General features: G+C 58.3%; 18 protein-coding genes (1 of these 18 running past the window's edge). 9 read left to right on the top strand and 9 right to left on the bottom strand.

Features of this window, described 5'->3' with window-relative positions; translation table 11 throughout:
* Positions 1-1142, bottom strand: partial view of a tyrosine--tRNA ligase gene (gene tyrS, locus BLU63_RS13655; RefSeq protein WP_010467228.1) — the 5' portion only. Its footprint begins 58 nt before the window's first position; only the first 1142 of its 1200 coding nucleotides appear in the window; its start codon is at positions 1140-1142; its stop codon lies off the left edge, out of view.
* 212 nt (positions 1143-1354) lie between these two features.
* Between tyrS and BLU63_RS13650 the strand changes: the two genes are divergently transcribed.
* Positions 1355-2776, top strand: a complete 1422-nt coding sequence (locus BLU63_RS13650) for a peptidoglycan DD-metalloendopeptidase family protein (protein WP_010467226.1) — start codon at positions 1355-1357, stop codon at positions 2774-2776.
* A 3-nt stretch (positions 2777-2779) separates the two neighbouring features.
* Positions 2780-3871 carry an anhydro-N-acetylmuramic acid kinase gene (locus tag BLU63_RS13645; RefSeq protein WP_083375646.1) on the top strand — a complete coding sequence of 364 codons (1092 nt, stop codon included), beginning with the start codon at positions 2780-2782 and terminating at the stop codon, positions 3869-3871.
* Between the two features lie 67 nt (positions 3872-3938).
* Here the strand turns inward: BLU63_RS13645 and erpA are convergent, their stop codons facing one another.
* Positions 3939-4289, bottom strand: a complete 351-nt coding sequence (erpA, locus tag BLU63_RS13640) for an iron-sulfur cluster insertion protein ErpA (RefSeq protein ID WP_007947969.1) — start codon at positions 4287-4289, stop codon at positions 3939-3941.
* A 168-nt stretch (positions 4290-4457) separates the two neighbouring features.
* Complete coding sequence (gene argC, locus BLU63_RS13635) at positions 4458-5492, bottom strand: N-acetyl-gamma-glutamyl-phosphate reductase (RefSeq protein ID WP_010467224.1); 1035 nt, start codon at positions 5490-5492, stop codon at positions 4458-4460.
* Between the two features lie 296 nt (positions 5493-5788).
* On the opposite strand from argC, the gene hemJ reads away from it, so the two are divergent.
* From hemJ to coq7, 6 genes are all read left to right on the top strand, one after another.
* Entirely contained in the window at positions 5789-6217 is a 429-nt protein-coding gene (gene hemJ, locus BLU63_RS13630; protein WP_010467221.1) for a protoporphyrinogen oxidase HemJ, read from the top strand.
* Positions 6218-6244: 27 nt separating this feature from the next.
* Entirely contained in the window at positions 6245-7213 is a 969-nt protein-coding gene (locus BLU63_RS13625) for an NAD(P)H-dependent flavin oxidoreductase (RefSeq protein WP_010467219.1), read from the top strand.
* 92 nt (positions 7214-7305) lie between these two features.
* A complete protein-coding gene (locus BLU63_RS13620; RefSeq protein ID WP_077747324.1) occupies positions 7306-8250 on the top strand; it encodes a DUF805 domain-containing protein in 945 nt (314 codons plus the stop codon).
* A 95-nt stretch (positions 8251-8345) separates the two neighbouring features.
* Positions 8346-9134, top strand: coding sequence for an SDR family NAD(P)-dependent oxidoreductase (locus BLU63_RS13615; RefSeq protein WP_010467216.1), 789 nt, complete (start codon positions 8346-8348; stop codon positions 9132-9134).
* Between the two features lie 81 nt (positions 9135-9215).
* A complete protein-coding gene (locus BLU63_RS13610; protein WP_010467214.1) occupies positions 9216-9554 on the top strand; it encodes a histidine triad nucleotide-binding protein in 339 nt (112 codons plus the stop codon).
* A gap of 108 nt (positions 9555-9662) precedes the next feature.
* A complete protein-coding gene (gene coq7 / locus BLU63_RS13605) occupies positions 9663-10310 on the top strand; it encodes a 2-polyprenyl-3-methyl-6-methoxy-1,4-benzoquinone monooxygenase (protein ID WP_010467212.1) in 648 nt (215 codons plus the stop codon).
* 117 nt (positions 10311-10427) lie between these two features.
* Here the strand turns inward: coq7 and speD are convergent, their stop codons facing one another.
* Together speD and BLU63_RS13595 are read right to left on the bottom strand one after the other, a co-directional pair.
* Entirely contained in the window at positions 10428-11222 is a 795-nt protein-coding gene (gene speD / locus BLU63_RS13600) for an adenosylmethionine decarboxylase (RefSeq protein WP_010467209.1), read from the bottom strand.
* A 239-nt stretch (positions 11223-11461) separates the two neighbouring features.
* Positions 11462-11884, bottom strand: coding sequence for an OsmC family protein (locus BLU63_RS13595; RefSeq protein WP_007941657.1), 423 nt, complete (start codon positions 11882-11884; stop codon positions 11462-11464).
* A 234-nt stretch (positions 11885-12118) separates the two neighbouring features.
* On the opposite strand from BLU63_RS13595, the gene crp reads away from it, so the two are divergent.
* Entirely contained in the window at positions 12119-12763 is a 645-nt protein-coding gene (gene crp / locus BLU63_RS13590; protein ID WP_008027103.1) for a cAMP-activated global transcriptional regulator CRP, read from the top strand.
* Here crp and BLU63_RS13585 read toward each other — a convergent pair.
* From BLU63_RS13585 to BLU63_RS13570, 4 genes are all read right to left on the bottom strand, one after another.
* Entirely contained in the window at positions 12760-13461 is a 702-nt protein-coding gene (locus BLU63_RS13585) for a lipoate--protein ligase family protein (RefSeq protein ID WP_083375645.1), read from the bottom strand. The genes crp and BLU63_RS13585 overlap by 4 nt on opposite strands.
* Before the next feature lie 145 nt (positions 13462-13606).
* Positions 13607-14443 (bottom strand): indole-3-glycerol phosphate synthase TrpC, encoded by an 837-nt coding sequence (gene trpC / locus BLU63_RS13580; RefSeq protein ID WP_010467200.1) that lies wholly within the window; start codon positions 14441-14443, stop codon positions 13607-13609.
* The gene (gene trpD / locus BLU63_RS13575) at positions 14440-15489 is read right to left on the bottom strand and encodes an anthranilate phosphoribosyltransferase (protein WP_010467198.1); all 1050 of its coding nucleotides are present in this window, start codon (positions 15487-15489) and stop codon (positions 14440-14442) included. The genes trpC and trpD overlap by 4 nt, the downstream gene beginning before the upstream one ends.
* A 9-nt stretch (positions 15490-15498) precedes the next feature.
* On the bottom strand, positions 15499-16092 hold the full coding sequence (locus BLU63_RS13570; RefSeq protein WP_010467196.1) for an aminodeoxychorismate/anthranilate synthase component II: 594 nt from the start codon (positions 16090-16092) through the stop codon (positions 15499-15501).
* Between the last annotated feature and the right edge of the window lie 336 nt (positions 16093-16428).

Raw genomic sequence — 16428 nt, 5'->3', positions numbered from 1 at the left:
GTCGCGCCCAGCACGTATATAAAGGTGCGATCAACAACCTCTCCATCTATACGCACACCGCCGGAATTCAGCAGATCACGGGCCACCGCCGAGTTCTTCACCAGCCCTGCCTTATTAAGGACAGCAGCAATCGGCATGTCTTCAGTAGCCGTCAGCTCGATCTCCGGCAGATCGTCCGGCAACTCGCCATCCTTCATACGATTGCCCGCTGCACGGTGAGCATTGGCCGCAGCCTCTTCACCATGGAAACGCGCAACGATCTCTTCGGCCAGCTTGATCTTGATGTCACGAGGATTGGCGCCCGCCTCGACATCAGCACGGAATGCGTTGATTTCATCCATGGAGCGGAAGCTGAGCAATTCGAAGTAGCGCCACATCAGCGCATCCGGAATAGAGACCAGCTTGCCATACATGACACCCGGCGCTTCCTGGATACCGACGTAGTTGCCCAAGGACTTGGACATCTTCTTCACACCATCCAGACCTTCGAGCAGCGGCATCGTCAGAATGCATTGAGCCTCCTGACCATAACCGCGCTGCAGTTCACGCCCCATCAGCAGATTGAACTTCTGATCGGTACCGCCCAACTCGACATCCGCGCGCAAAGCGACCGAGTCATACCCTTGAACCAGCGGATAGAGGAACTCGTGAATAGCGATTGGCTGGTTGGTCGTGTAGCGTTTGTCGAAGTCATCGCGCTCAAGCATGCGAGCCACGGTGTACTGCGAAGTCAGACGAATGAAGTCCGCCGGCCCCATCTGGTCCATCCAGGTGGAGTTGAACGCCACCTCGGTTTTGGCCGGATCAAGAATCTTAAAGACTTGAGTCTTGTAGGTCTCGGCATTCTCGAGAACCTGCTCGCGGGTGAGCGGAGGACGCGTTGCGCTCTTGCCGCTCGGATCACCGATCATCCCGGTGAAGTCACCTATAAGGAAGATCACCTGGTGACCCAGTTCCTGGAACTGGCGCAGCTTATTAATAAGCACGGTATGACCCAGGTGCAAATCCGGCGCGGTCGGATCGAAGCCTGCCTTAATACGCAGCGGCTGGCCACGCTTGAGCTTTTCGATCAGCTCGGACTCGACCAACAGTTCTTCCGCACCACGTTTAATCAGCGCTAGCTGCTCTTCAACCGACTTCATAACAGACCCGCAAGGCTCGAATTCAAAGGGGACCAACCATACAAGATCACGCGTCAAATACAAAGTTTGGCCGGCGCAATGACGCCAATCCGCTGGCAGAGTGACCGCGGACTTGCTTCAGAGATGATTTGGTTATATTTTATACAGTTATTTCATCTTCATCATGTCATTCATCTTTTCCAATTCATCTTTTTCAAAGTCAAAAATTACCTATGACCAAAGAATCGTCTAAAGCGCCACCGCTTTACCCGAAGACCCACCTGCTCGCAGCAAGTGGCATCGCCGCTCTTCTGAGCCTGGCGCTTCTGGTATTCCCTTCCAGTGATGTAGAAGCCAAAAAGACGACGCTGAGTCTTGAGCTGGAAAGCCCTGCTGAACAACTGACACAAGATCAAGACGCTGCTGAAGCCGTTCAAGCCACAAATGAACCGGCAGCCTCCCCTTTCGCGCAGATCGAAAACAGCGCTGAAGAGCCACAGGAAACCGCCCAGGCCGAGCCTGTACCTGCCCCGGTCACCGAAGAAAAGAAGACCCCAAACCACAGGGAAGTGATCGTTTCCAAAGGCGACACACTTTCCACGCTGTTTGAGAAAGTAGGCCTCCCCGCCACTTCGGTGCATGAAGTCATGGCCAGTGACAAGCAGGCCAAGCAATTCAGCCAGCTCAAACGCGGCCAGAAACTCGAATTCGAACTGACCCCCGACGGCCAGCTGAGCAACCTGCACAGCAAGCTCAGCGACGTCGAAAGTATTACCCTGACCAAGAATGACAAGGGTTATACGTTCAACCGCATTACCGCCAAGCCAACCGTGCGCTCCGCCTACGTTCATGGCGTGATCAACAGTTCGCTATCGCAGTCTGCCGCGCGTGCCGGGCTGTCCCACAGCCTCACCATGGACATGGCCAGCGTGTTTGGCTATGACGTCGACTTCGCCCAGGATATCCGCCAGGGTGACGAGTTCGATGTGATCTACGAGCAGAAAGTCGTCAACGGCAAGGCTGTCGGCAACGGCCCGATCCTGTCCGCACGCTTCACCAACCGCGGCAAGACCTACACCGCCGTGCGTTACACCAACAAGCAAGGCAACAGCAGCTACTACACCGCCGACGGCAACAGCATGCGCAAGGCGTTTATCCGCACGCCAGTGGACTTCGCCCGCATCAGCTCGAAATTCTCCATGGGTCGCAAACACCCGATCCTGAACAAGATCCGCGCTCACAAAGGTGTCGATTACGCAGCTCCACGCGGCACGCCGATCAAAGCGGCCGGTGACGGCAAAGTGTTGTTGGCCGGTCGCCGTGGCGGTTACGGCAATACCGTGATTATCCAGCACGGCAACACCTACCGTACGCTGTACGGCCATATGCAAGGCTTTGCCAAAGGCATCAAGACTGGCGGCAGCGTCAAGCAAGGCCAGGTAATCGGTTATATCGGCACAACCGGGCTCTCCACCGGCCCACACTTGCACTATGAGTTCCAGGTCAATGGCGTGCACGTCGACCCACTGGGCCAGAAAGTCGCGATGGCCGACCCTATTTCCAAAGGGGAACGCGCACGCTTCCTTTCGCAGAGTCAGCCGCTGATGGCGCGCATGGACCAAGAGAAAGCCACCATGCTGGCTTCGAAGCGCTAAATCATGACGCTCTATATCGGTGTGATGTCCGGAACCAGCCTCGATGGCCTGGACATTGCGTTAATCGAGCTGACCCCGGCGATCAACCTGATCGCCACGCACTACACCCCCATGCCTGACTCCCTGCGCGCCGAGCTGCTTGGCTTGTGCGCCAGCGGCGCGGACGAGATTGCCCGCTCCGCCATCGCCCAGCAGAACTGGGTGAAACTGGCGGCTCAGGGCATTAACACTCTCCTCCGCCAACACAACCTGAAACCCGAAGACATTCGCGCGATTGGCAGCCACGGCCAGACCATTCGCCACGAACCGGCGCGCGGCTTCACGGTACAGATCGGCAACCCGGCCCTGCTGACCGAGTTGACCGGCATCACCGTGGTCAGCGACTTCCGCAGCCGTGATGTGGCCGCTGGCGGGCAAGGCGCGCCTTTGGTGCCGGCCTTTCACGAAGCGTTGTTTGATGAACGTGCCGGCAATCGTGCGGTATTGAATGTCGGCGGATTCAGCAACCTCAGTCTGATCGAGCCCGGCAAACCGGTCGCCGGTTTCGACTGCGGCCCGGGCAACGTCCTGCTGGATGCCTGGATTCATCAGCAACGCGGCGACAATTTTGATCGTGACGGCCAATGGGCTGCCAGTGGCAAGGTTGAACCGGTTCTGCTGAATGAATTGCTGAGTGATCCATTCTTCGTAACCAAAGGCCCGAAAAGCACCGGCCGCGAAGTGTTCAACCTGCCATGGCTGACACAGCATCTCTCGAAGCTCCCGCCCTTCGCCGCGGAAGATGTGCAAGCAACCCTGCTCGAACTGACCGCACTGACCATCGTCGAGTCATTGCAGCACGCCCAATCGGACACGCAGGAACTGCTGGTCTGCGGTGGTGGCGCGCACAACGCCACGCTGATGAGCCGTCTGGCCGCCCTGCTGCCGAACGCGAGAGTCACCAGCACTGCCGCTTACGGTGTGGACCCGGACTGGGTCGAAGCCATGGCCTTCGCTTGGCTGGCTCATTGCTGCCTGGAAGGCATCGCCGCCAACCGCCCGAGCGTCACCGGCGCCCGCGGCCTGCGCGTACTCGGCGCCATCTACCCGGCATAAACGCCGCACAGCAAAACGCCGCAAAGCCCTGAAGCCATGCGGCGCTTGATACTGCGGTGAAGCGCGATCAGATCGAGAACGAAGAGCCGCAACCACACGTGGTGCTCGCGTTCGGATTCTTGATCACAAAACGCGAACCTTCCAGACCTTCCTGATAATCCACCTCGGCACCGGCCAGGTACTGGAAGCTCATCGGGTCTACGACCAGACTCACACCTTCGCGCTCGACAATGGTGTCGTCATCGGCCACTTCTTCATCGAAGGTGAAGCCGTACTGAAAACCTGAACAACCGCCGCCCGTAACGAATACGCGCAGCTTCAAGCGATCATTCCCCTCTTCATCGACCAGGCTCTTCACCTTGTGCGCGGCACCGTGGGTGAATTGCAAAGCGGTGGGGGTGAAGGATTCGACGCTCATGCTGACTATCTCCCGGCGTTACGCCGCCATAATGCGTGATGACGCGCATTATCCGCTTCTCCTAGAAAATCGGTCAACTATTGTTATGGTATAGCAATAAAACCGATTGCCGGTTCGAAATGCAAAAAGGCCCGTCAGACGGGCCTTTTTGCTAAGCGGGATAAAGCCTTACGGCAGCATGCCGGCGTGGGACAGGCCCAGGCGCTCATCCAGCCCGAACAGAATGTTCAGGTTCTGCACCGCTTGACCCGACGCACCCTTGACCAGGTTATCGATTACCGACAGCACCACCACCAGATCGCCGTCCTGCGGACGATGCACGGCGATACGACAAACGTTGGCACCGCGAACACTGCGGGTTTCCGGGTGGCTGCCCGCCGGCATCACGTCGACGAACGGCTCGTTGGCGTAGCGCTTTTCAAACAACGCCTGCAGATCCACCGAGCGATCCACGACGGTCGCATACAGCGTCGAATGAATGCCGCGAATCATTGGTGTCAGGTGCGGAACGAAGGTCAGACCGACGTCCTTGCCCGCTGCACGACGCAGACCCTGGCGGATTTCCGGCAAGTGACGGTGACCTTTGACGGAGTAGGCTTTCATGCTTTCCGACGTCTCGGCATACAGCGAACCGACCGAAGCGCCACGACCGGCACCGCTGACACCGGACTTGCAGTCAGCAATCAAACGCGTGGTATCGGCCAGGCCGGCTTCCAGCAATGGCAGGAAACCCAATTGCGTCGCCGTTGGATAGCAACCCGGCACCGCGATCAGGCGGGCATCCTTGATTTGCTCGCGATTGACTTCCGGCAAACCGTAGACCGCCTCCTCCAGCAACTCCGGTGCGCCGTGAGGCTGGCCGTACCACTTGGCCCACTCGGCAGCGTCTTGCAGACGGAAGTCAGCCGACAGGTCGATGACCTTGGTCCCCGCCGCGAGCAACTCACCGGCCAGTGCATGGGCAACACCATGAGGCGTGGCGAAGAACACCACATCGCAAGCGCCCAGCGTCTTGATGTCCGGAACACTAAAAGCCAGGCCGTCGTAGTGGCCTCGCAGGTTCGGGTACATGTCGGCCACGGCCAGACCGGCCTCGGATCGGGAAGTGATCACAACCACTTCAGCTTGCGGATGCTGTGCCAACAGACGCAGCAGTTCGACACCGGTGTAACCCGTGCCGCCGACGATACCGACCTTGACCATAAACCTGCCCTCAACGAACCCACTGGAAAGCCGTCGATAATAGGGGCCGCGCGGCCCTGCGACAACCGCTTAGGTGACGTGTGGCGGCTCATGTGTCCCTTCTCGGGCATATCGCCCAACTTTTGGCGAGTGGCTTTTGTGGCCAGGCAAGGCCCCGCGACGAGTCATAGCTCGCTATGGCGAGGAGCGGCAACGCCGTCTGGCCGCAAAAGACGCCGTCAAAATTGAACAGTTATGTCCGAGACGGGACACTTTCTCTACTATTCGGGCTACCGTGAACCTGGGAATAACTAAAAATGCTTTATCTATGGCTCAAAGCGCTTCATATCGTCAGCATGGTCTGCTGGTTTGCCGGCCTGTTTTACCTGCCCCGCCTGTTCGTTTATCACGCCCAAAGCGAAGACACCGTCAGCAAGGAACGCTTCAGCCTCATGGAGCGCAAGCTGTACCGCGGCATCATGGGCCCGGCGATGATCGCTACCCTGATATTCGGCATTGCACTGATCTGGCTTAACCCGAGCCTCTTCAGTCAAGGCGCGTGGATTCACGCCAAGCTGACCCTTGTGGTGATCCTGATCGGCTACCACCACATGTGCGGCGCACAGGTGAAACGTTTTGCCCGTGGCGAAAACACCCGCAGCCATGTCTTTTATCGCTGGTTCAATGAAGTGCCGGTTCTGATATTGCTGGCTATCGTAATTCTGGTCGTCGTTCGGCCGTTCTAATAAGCACAACTCACCGGGGTACTTCCAATGTCGCTGCCCGCTTTGCTCGAACAACGCTTGCGCCTGCCGGTAGTGGCAGCGCCGATGTTTCTGATTTCCAATCCGCAATTGGTGCTCGCCTGCTGCCGTAACGGCGTCGTCGGCAGCTTTCCTGCGCTGAACCAGCGCGAGAGCAGCGGCTTCAAGGCCTGGCTGGAAGAGATCGAAGCAGGGTTGGCGACACTGGAGAACCCGGCGCCTTACGCGGTCAACCTGATCGTTCACAACACTAACCCACGGCTGCAAGCTGACCTTGCGATCTGCATCGAGCATAAAGTACCGATCGTGATTACCAGTCTCGGTGCAGTGAAAGAAGTAGTCGATGCCGTTCACAGCTATGGCGGACTGGTGTTCCATGACGTGACGACGCGGCGCCATGCCGAGAAAGCTGCCGAGGCCGGTGTGGACGGCTTGATCGCCGTGGCAGCGGGTGCCGGTGGACACGCTGGAACCTGGAGCCCGTTCTCGCTGATTGCCGAGATTCGCCAGTTTTTCGACAAGACCCTATTGCTGGCAGGCTGCCTTAACCACGGCCACGAGATCCTTGCTGCGCAATTGCTCGGCGCTGATCTGGCCTATTTCGGTACGCGATTTATCGGCACCACCGAAAGTCATGCGCCTGACGCCTACAAAGAGATGCTGCTGACGTCCAGAGCCGCGGACATCGTCCATACGCCGGCAGTGTCAGGCGTACCGGCGAGTTTCATGCGTCAAAGCCTGGAGGCTGCCGGTTTCGACATGGCGGCACTGCAAGGCAAGGGCGAAGTCGACTTCGGCTCCAAACTCAAGCCGATCAGCGATGAAGCCAAAGCCTGGAAAACCGTGTGGTCTGCGGGCCAGGGTGTCGGGGAAATCGATGATTTGCCGAGCGTCGATCAATTGGTCGCTCGACTTGACGCGGAATACCGCAAGGCTCTGGAACTGGCGGCCGAGCTGCCCAAACGCTGGCCACGATGAGATGAAAGTTTGGCCAGCCCGCCCCGGCTGGCCTTACAATCCACGCTTGAAACACACCCTATTACAAATTCTCGCGACAAGGATGCCTCGCAATGAGCGACAACCGTTTCAAGATCGTGTTCGACGGCGCTCTGCTGCCAGGCGTTGACGCCGCCAGCGCCAGAGAGAACCTGGCTAAACTCTACAACAGCCAAGTCGCAGCCGTCGAACGGCTATTCACTGGCAAGACGGTTACGCTCAAGAAAGACCTGTCGCACGCCGACGCGCAAACCTACCTTCAAGCGCTGACGAAAACCGGCATCGATGCTCGCATCGAAAGCGAATCGTCCATTGAGCTGAACCTGGACGAAGCCCACGAACACAGGCCTGTCGCCAGCCAACCGGCATTTGCCGACCCCGCATCCCCTTACGCACCACCCCGAGCCACTGTCGGCGAAAGCCTGCCCGCGTATGCTCCACTCAAGCCATTCAGCGTTGAAGGCCGCATCGGTCGTTTGCGCTATCTCGCCTGGACGATGGTCCTGACGCTGGTCACCCTGGCCGTCGGTTCGGTATTGGCCATTTTCGCCTTCGCCATCATCAGCGCCGATTCGACCGCAGGCCTGATACTCGGTGGCCTGGTTGCGTTCATGCTATTCATTGCCATGGCGGTCGTGAGCATTCAGATCAGTGTCCAGCGCCTGCATGACATCGGCTGGTCCGGCTGGCTCTGGTTGCTGAACCTCGTACCCTTCGTAGGCAGCTTCTTCCCGTTCGTGATCATGATCGCCCCGGGCACCAACATCGCCAATCGCTATGGCGCGCCGCCTCCACCCAACACCACGGCGGTCAAAGTGTTGTCTTCGTTGTGGGTGGTGTTGATCGCCATCGTCTTGGTTGGCGCGCTGGCCGGAGGCCTTACGGCGATCCAGGAAGAGTATGAAACTGCTGCCGAAACCAGCTATGACAGCAGCTCGGTAATCACTGAAGAAGTGGAAGTCGAGCCGGCCGCAGAGGCTGAGCAGGCACCCGATTCTGCAGACGATGAAGCCGAATAAGCCCCGGTCCCTGTAGACTCTGCGAAAGAATGAACAGCGCTCCCCGCCCGTGACACCCGCGTCGCTGGCGCGGAGCTGCTGCGATGGAGAACTGCATGACCCGTTACGCTCTGATCACTGGCGCTTCCAGTGGGATCGGCCTGGCGATGGCCGAAGCGCTGGCCCGCCGAGGCCGCAGCCTGATTCTGGTGGCCCGACAACGTGATCAGCTGGAAAGTATTGCCATTGAACTGACCCAACGCTTTGGCGTGGAAGTGCTGTTCCGCGCCTGTGACCTCGGCGAACCGCTACGGCTGTCCGGGTTCCTGCTGGAACTGGAAGAAGGTGACCGGCAAATCGATTTGCTGGTCAACTGCGCCGGCATCGGCACCTGCGGACCCTTTCTGGCCCAGGACTGGATGACCGAGCAGGACCTGATCGAAGTGAACATCCTGGCCCTCACCCGCTTGTGCCATGCCATCGGGAACAGCATGGCCTTGCAGGGGGGCGGACAAATTCTGAACGTCGCTTCAATGGCGGCATTCCAACCCGGCCCGTGGATGAGCACGTACTACGCCAGCAAAGCCTATGTGCTGCATTTTTCCGAAGGGTTGCGCGTCGAACTGAAGAAATGTGCGGTCAAGGTCTCGGTGCTGTGCCCCGGCCCAACCCGTACCGGGTTCTTCCGTACCGCTCAACTGGACACCGGCAAACTGGCCGACAGCAACATGCTCATGAGTCCCGAAGAGGTTGCGCTGTATACGGTGCGCGCCCTGGAGAAAAATCGAGCGATCATCATTCCCGGTCGAGGCAATCGCTGGCGCGCCCTCCTGCCACGGCTTGGCTCTCGCTGGCTCAATCGGACAATCGCTGGCATGGTCAACAAGGCCTACTGCCCGCGCTGACCCGGCCTCAAGGTAAAAGGCTGGGCTCGGGGATAACCCATGAGTACACTCAAGCCAGCCCAAACAACGGAGAAAACAGCTGTGGATACTCTGTTCACCAAGATCATCAACCGGGAAATCCCGGCGAAGATCATCTACGAGGACGACCAGGTACTGGCCTTCCACGACATCGCCCCACAGGCACCGGTGCATTTTCTGGTCATTCCGAAAAAAGCGGTGCGCACCCTCAACGACCTCACCGAGGAAGACAAGGCTTTGGCCGGACATATTCTGTTCACCGCCCAGCGCCTGGCCCTGGAACTGGGCTGCGAAGAAGGTTTCCGTGTGGTCATGAACTGCAATGAACTGGGCGGGCAGACTGTCTACCACATTCATATGCATGTGCTGGGTCAGCGCCAGATGCACTGGCCGCCGGGCTGATTGCAAAAAGCTTCGAGGGAGTGGCCAGCCACTCCCGTATGACCCAGCGCAAACCTTCCCCGGCCGATTGGGTTAAACTGGCCGCCGAGATTCCTCCCGGAGGTCAGCATGACTACCCAGCGTCACTACTCGCCGATTGACCGTCTTCTGCTGCAAGCCGATGCCGCGATGCGAACGTTGCTGCCTTTCAGTGGCCAGCCATACCGTCCGTCGCCAGCCATCGTGCAGCCGGATGCGCAAATGAGTGACGAAGACACCCGCCACGTTGCTGGCTTGATGCGCATCAACCATACCGGTGAAGTCTGCGCCCAGGCGCTGTATCAGGGTCAGGCCCTGACTGCCAAGCTGCCGCACGTGCGGGCCGCCATGGAACATGCTGCCGAAGAAGAAATCGATCACCTGGTCTGGTGCGAGCAACGCATCCAGCAACTGGGCAGCCACACCAGCATTCTCAACCCGCTGTTCTACGGCATGTCGTTCGGGATTGGCGCAGTGGCCGGATTGATCAGCGACAAGGTCAGCCTGGGTTTTGTCGCCGCCACCGAGCATCAGGTGTGCAAACACTTGAACGAGCACCTCGAGCAATTGCCGGCGGAAGATGAAAAGTCCCGGGCCATTCTCGAGCAAATGCGGATTGATGAAGAACATCATGCCGAGAGTGCGCTGGATGCCGGAGGTTTTCGTTTTCCGGCGCCGGTGAAGTTCGGGATGAGTCTGTTGGCCAAGGTAATGACCAAGAGTACCTACCGGATCTGATCGATACGTTGCCTGACAGGGCCTCTTCGCGAGCAGGCTCGCTCCCACAAGGTTCTGTATTCCAGACATGAAAAAGGCGACTGCCGTGAGGAAGTCGCCTTTTTTGTGCTTGAAATCTTAGTTCGGCATGTTGCGCGCGTAGAAGATTTCCAGCATTTCGTGTTTCACACGGTCAGTCACCTGAGCACGCTGCTCGGAAGACAGGTTGCTGGTGGCATCGCCGAACAGGTAGTTATCCAGTTCGAAGTTCTTCAGCAGCATTTTGGTGTGGAACAGGTTTTCCTGGTACACGTTCACGTCGGTCATCTGGTACGCGCCGCGGGTGTCTTCGGACAGGTAGTTCTGGATCGAGTTGATCTCGTGGTCGATGAAGTGCTTTTTGCCTTCCACGTCACGGGTGAAGCCGCGCACGCGATAATCCACGGTCACGATGTCCGAATCGAACTGGTGAATCAGGAAGTTGAGCGCTTTAAGCGGTGAAATCACGCCACAGGTCGACACGTCAATGTCCACACGGAATGTCGCAATGCCGTCGTCCGGGTGGATTTCCGGGTAGGTGTGCACCGTGATGTGGCTCTTGTCGAGATGGGCCAGGATAATCTCGGGCAACGGGCCCGGCGATTCTTCGATCTGGCTGTCGGTCGGGGTTACCGGCTCTTCAGAGATCAGAATCGTGACGCTGGCGCCCTGGGGTTCATAGTCCTGACTGGCAATGTTCAGGATGTTGGCACCAATGATATCGACAACTTCCGTGAGGATCTGCGTCAGGCGTTTCGCGTTGTACTCTTTATTGATGTACTCGACGTAAGCCTGTTGGTCTTGCGGGGTTTCCGCGTAGCAGATGTCATAGATGTTGAAGCTCAAGGTCTTTGTCAGGTTATTGAACCCGTGGAGCTTGAGTTTGCTTTTCACCGTTAAAAACTCTCTATGTATTGCGGCCCGGGCCGCGTGATCAAGCATGCCCGTCAGATGCGAACAACGCAGCTGCGTAGGACGGTTAACACCTCTTCGCGATGGCGATTTTGGTTGTCTGTTCGGGTTCGCAGCCTGTCGATGACGAGGCCGTTACCCTGAAAAAAGTGGCGCATTATGCAGACGTCAGCTTGGGATCGCCAGAGTCTGCACTGCTTTTATGATAGTTGAATGTCGATTCAACCGAGTTCGATGATTTCGTAGTCGTGGGTAATGGCCACGCCAGCCGCGCCCAGCATGATCGAAGCCGAGCAATACTTCTCCGCCGACAGCTCGATGGCGCGTTTGACCTGGGCTTCTTTCAGCCCCCGGCCCTTGACCACGAAGTGCATGTGGATCTTGGTAAAGACTTTCGGATCCTCGGTCGCACGCTCGGCTTCGAGAAAGGCTTCACAGCTTTCGACGGCCTGACGGGACTTCTTGAGGATGCTGACCACATCGAAATTGCTGCAACCGCCGACACCCAGCAGAAGCATTTCCATCGGCCGGACACCCAGGTTGCGACCACCTGCATCGGGCGGACCGTCCATGACCACGACGTGTCCACTGCCGGATTCACCGAGGAACATGGCTTCGCCAGCCCATTGGATGCGTGCCTTCATCGCCAGACTCCACTGCATAAAAAAGGGTCGCCAGCTTAGCACAGGGCCCCGGACTGACAGTGCCTTGCATTTGTAGGGCATAACCTTCTGAACCGTAGGTAAATTCTCGAATATTGCAGGAAGTGTCTGTTAAGCTGGCGCCAATTCGCTGGCGCATGGCCAGCCTTTGCGCAGCCGTCGTCTGCGACTCATAAAAAAACCAAACACACCGTGAAGTCTTTTCGGGATACAACCATGGTTGCTATTGCCCCAACCCCCAAAATCAAGAACCTCGACAAGCTGTTGATGCATTGCCAGCGCCGTCGTTATGCGGCCAAGAGCAACATCATTTGTGCCGGTGATCGCTCGGAAACGCTGTTCTTCATCATCAAGGGTTCGGTCACGATCCTGATCGAGGATGACGACGGCCGCGAAATGATCATCGCCTACCTGAACTCCGGGGACTTTTTCGGTGAGTTGGGTCTGTTTGAACAAGCTGGGCTTGAGCAGGAACGCAGCGCTTGGGTACGCGCGAAGATCGAGTGTGAAGTCGCGGAAATCAGCTATGCAAAATTCCGCGAGCTGTCCCAGCAAGATCCAGACATTCTTTACGTGCTCAGCGGACAAATCGCACAGCGTCTGCGCAATACCACGCGCAAGGTCGGCGACCTGGCCTTCTTCGACGTAACCGGTCGTGTCGCCCGCTGTCTGCTGGAACTGTGCAAACAGCCGGATGCCATGACCCACCCGGACGGCATGCAGATCAAAGTGACCCGCCAGGAAATCGGCCGGATTGTCGGTTGTTCACGGGAGATGGTCGGTCGCGTGCTCAAGGATCTGGAAGAACGCAACCTGGTGGACGTCAAAGGCAAGACCATGGTGGTCTTTGGTACGCGCTAAGCCTTGAACATGTCTGCCAGCAACTGGCGATAAAGCGCATCAAGCCGCCCGAGCGCATCGGGTGCGGCAAATTTCTCATGCAGGGCAATGTGGCTTTCGACGCGAACCCGCTGCTCCAGGCCGCAGGCTTCATTGAAGCGATTGACTGCGGCGACCATCGACTCGCGTTCGTTATCCAGCAACAACGCACCGTGTACCAACCCGACCGGACGCGTGCCGCCCTTGCTCTGGCGCCAGCGCTGGGCAGTGCCGACCATCTTGCGGCCGTCGAGGTTAACGTTGAAACGGCCATCGCAGAATGCGCCGTCGACTTCGCCCAAGGACGAAACGCCGCCCAGCTCATCCAGTAACTGACAGATCGGGTCGCAGAGTCGGCGGTAAGCGCTTTCGATTCGATTTTGATCGCCTTCGCTACGCGGGGGTGCGTAGACAAGGGCGATATTGATGGTGGAAGCCGATTGCGGCACTGGCTCGCCGCCGGTTTCACGCAACAGCACCGGCCAACCGGCGGCGGCTGAGACTTCGCAGGCCGTTTCGAAGCCGGGTAGACGATTCAGGCGTCGGGGCATGACCAGTGCGCGGTCGCTGGGTTGCCAGAACAGCAGACCAAACTCAACATCACCGGCACAGACAGACGCCAGCAGATCCTGTTCGGCCTGTAAGCCGGCTTCGACAGTCAAAGAGACGATTGAGGTCATAAGGTATTCCGTTGGACATGAAGTCTGTGGTGCTACTTATGCCGCCATCGCGAGCAAGCTCGCCCCCACAAGGAGTTTTCTGACACCGCAGATCCAATGTGGGAGCGAGCTTGCTCGCGATGGGGTCGACTCGGCCTGAGCCTGATCAGTCGAGGGTCGAACCGCTGACCGGACCGCCGCGCTCAGGAAAGAACAGGCGCTGCAGTTCAGTGCCCGGGCTTTCAGCGCGCATGAATGCCTCGCCCACCAGGAACGCGTACACGTCGCTGATTTCCATCAGTTCCACATCGGCCCGGTTGAGAATGCCGCTTTCGGTAATCACCAGGCGATCACGCGGAATACGTGGCAACAGGTCAAGGGTGGTTTCCAGGCTGACGTCAAAGGTGTGCAGGTTGCGGTTGTTCACGCCGACCAGTGGCGTGTCGAGGGTTTTCAAGGCCCGCTCCAGCTCGTTGCCATCATGGACTTCTACCAGCACATCAAGGCCGACGCTTTTGGCCACGGCCGCCAGCTCGGCCATTTTCACGTCGTCCAGTGCGGAGACGATCAACAACACGCAGTCAGCGCCCAAGGCACGGGCTTCGACGATCTGGTACGGGTCGATCATGAAATCCTTGCGGATCACCGGCAGGTTGCACGCTGCCCGCGCCTGCTGCAGATACGCATCGGCACCCTGGAAGTAATCGATATCGGTCAGCACCGACAAGCACGTCGCGCCGCCCTTCTCGTAGCTTTTGGCGATGTCGGCGGGAACGAAGTGCTCGCGGATCACGCCTTTGCTTGGCGACGCTTTCTTGATTTCGGCAATGACGGCCGGTTGTTTCGACTTGGCCTGAGCAATCAATGCCTGGGCAAAACCACGGGGTGCATCGGCCGCCTTGGCCAGACTTTCCAGCTCCGCCAGACTCACACGGGCGCTACGCTCGGCGACTTCCTGGACTTTGCGGGCCAGAATGTTTTCCAGAACCGTCGGTACACTCATCCCTCATTCTCCACTTTGAATACCGCGGTAAATGCACCCAACTCCTCAAGTTTTTCCCGAGCGAGGCCTGTGTGCAGCGCATCGTGCGCCAGGGCAACGCCTTCTTTCAAACTGGTCGCCAGGTCGGCGGCGTAAAGCGCCGCACCGGCATTGAGCACAATCATCTCGGCGGCTTTCTGACCGCTCTCGGTCTTGCGCTTGCCCAAAGCATCGCGAATCAGCTCAAGGGACGCCGCCGGACTTTCCACTGCCAGGCCGTGCAGGCTCTGGCTCTTCATGCCCAAGTCTTCTGGCTCGACCCAATATTCGGTGATCTGGTCATTCTTCAGTTCTGCCACATAGGTTGGCGCCGCCAGGCTGAACTCGTCCAGGCCATCCTTCGAGTGCACCACCAGCACGTGCTTGCTGCCCAGACGTTGCAAGACTTCGGCCAGTGGCCGGCACAACGCCTGACTGAACACACCCACCACCTGATGTTTCACGCCGGCCGGATTCGTAAGCGGGCCGAGCATGTTGAACAAGGTACGCAGGCCGAGATCCTTGCGCGGGCCGGCGGCGTGCTTCATGGCACTGTGATGGGTCTGGGCAAACATGAAACCGATGCCGACGTTATCGATGCAGCGAGCCACCTGCACCGGGGTCAGGTTCAGGTAGATCCCGGCCGCCTCCAGCAGATCGGCGCTGCCGCTTTTGCCCGACACCGCACGGTTACCGTGCTTGGCTACGGTGCAACCGGCTGCAGCGACTACGAAGGAGGAAGCCGTCGAGACGTTGAAAATGTTCGCACCATCACCGCCGGTGCCGACCACATCGACGACGCCGTCGAGGGTCTTGAGTTCGACCTTGTCCGCCAACTCGCGCATGACAGAGACCGCGCCGACGATCTCATCGATGCTTTCGCTCTTCATGCGCATGGCCATCATGAACGCGCCGATCTGCGCATCCGTGCATTGCCCGGTCATGATTTCGCGCATCACATCGCGCATTTCATCGGTGCTGAGGTCGAGCTGATCGACGATACGGCTCAGGGCTGTCTTGATATTCATGAAAAGTCCTTAGCGCGTGCCGCCGGTTTGTTTGAGGAAGTTTGCGAACAGCTCGTGGCCCTGCTCGGTGAGGATAGACTCGGGGTGGAACTGCACACCCTCGATGTTCAATGTCTTGTGGCGCAAGCCCATGATCTCGTCGACCGAGCCGTCTTCGAGCTGGGTCCAGGCGGTCAGCTCCAGGCAATCGGGCAGGGTTTCGCGCTTGACGATCAGCGAGTGATAACGCGTCACCGTCAGCGGATGATTCAGACCTTCGAACACGCCCTTGTCCTCGTGGAATACCGGGCTAGTCTTACCGTGCATGACTTGGCGGGCGCGGACTACATCACCGCCAAAGGCCTGGCCGATGGACTGGTGGCCGAGGCAGACGCCGAGAATCGGCAGCTTGCCGGCGAAATGCTTGATCACGTCGAGCGAGATGCCGGCTTCGGTCGGTGTGCAAGGACCGGGGGACACGACGATGCGCTCAGGGTTGAGGGCTTCTATGTCGGCAATGGTGAGTTCATCGTTGCGCACGACTTTGACCTGGGAGCCGAGCTCACCGAGGTACTGCACAACGTTGTAAGTAAAAGAGTCGTAGTTATCGATCATCAGCAACATGGCGTTTGGAACCTCTTGAATTCACTGACTTTTAATACAGCCTTCGAATGATTACCCGCAGCGTCCTGCGCTTTTTCAGTCGCCGGGTGCGCCAGCAAAGCGGTATGTCATACGGGTGAAGAAGGCAAAGCGGTACAGGTCCGGCGGGGCCGGCAAAAGAATTCAGGCGCGCCAACGCCAGCGGGCGTGTGCCTTGATGACTTGATCCAGAAGTTTGCTGATGATCAACACGGGGAAGGTCTCATTCATACGTCTCGGCACAGTAACTTAGCTGGGCAGAGCGTGCAATATGGCCGTGGCGACTGGCTGCGAAACAATCGAAGGGTTCGCGACCGA

The sequence above is a fragment of the Pseudomonas mandelii genome (assembly GCF_900106065.1).
In the GTDB taxonomy this organism is placed as follows: Bacteria; Pseudomonadota; Gammaproteobacteria; order Pseudomonadales; family Pseudomonadaceae; genus Aquipseudomonas; species Aquipseudomonas mandelii.
This window is presented reverse-complemented; position numbering and strand designations above follow the sequence as displayed.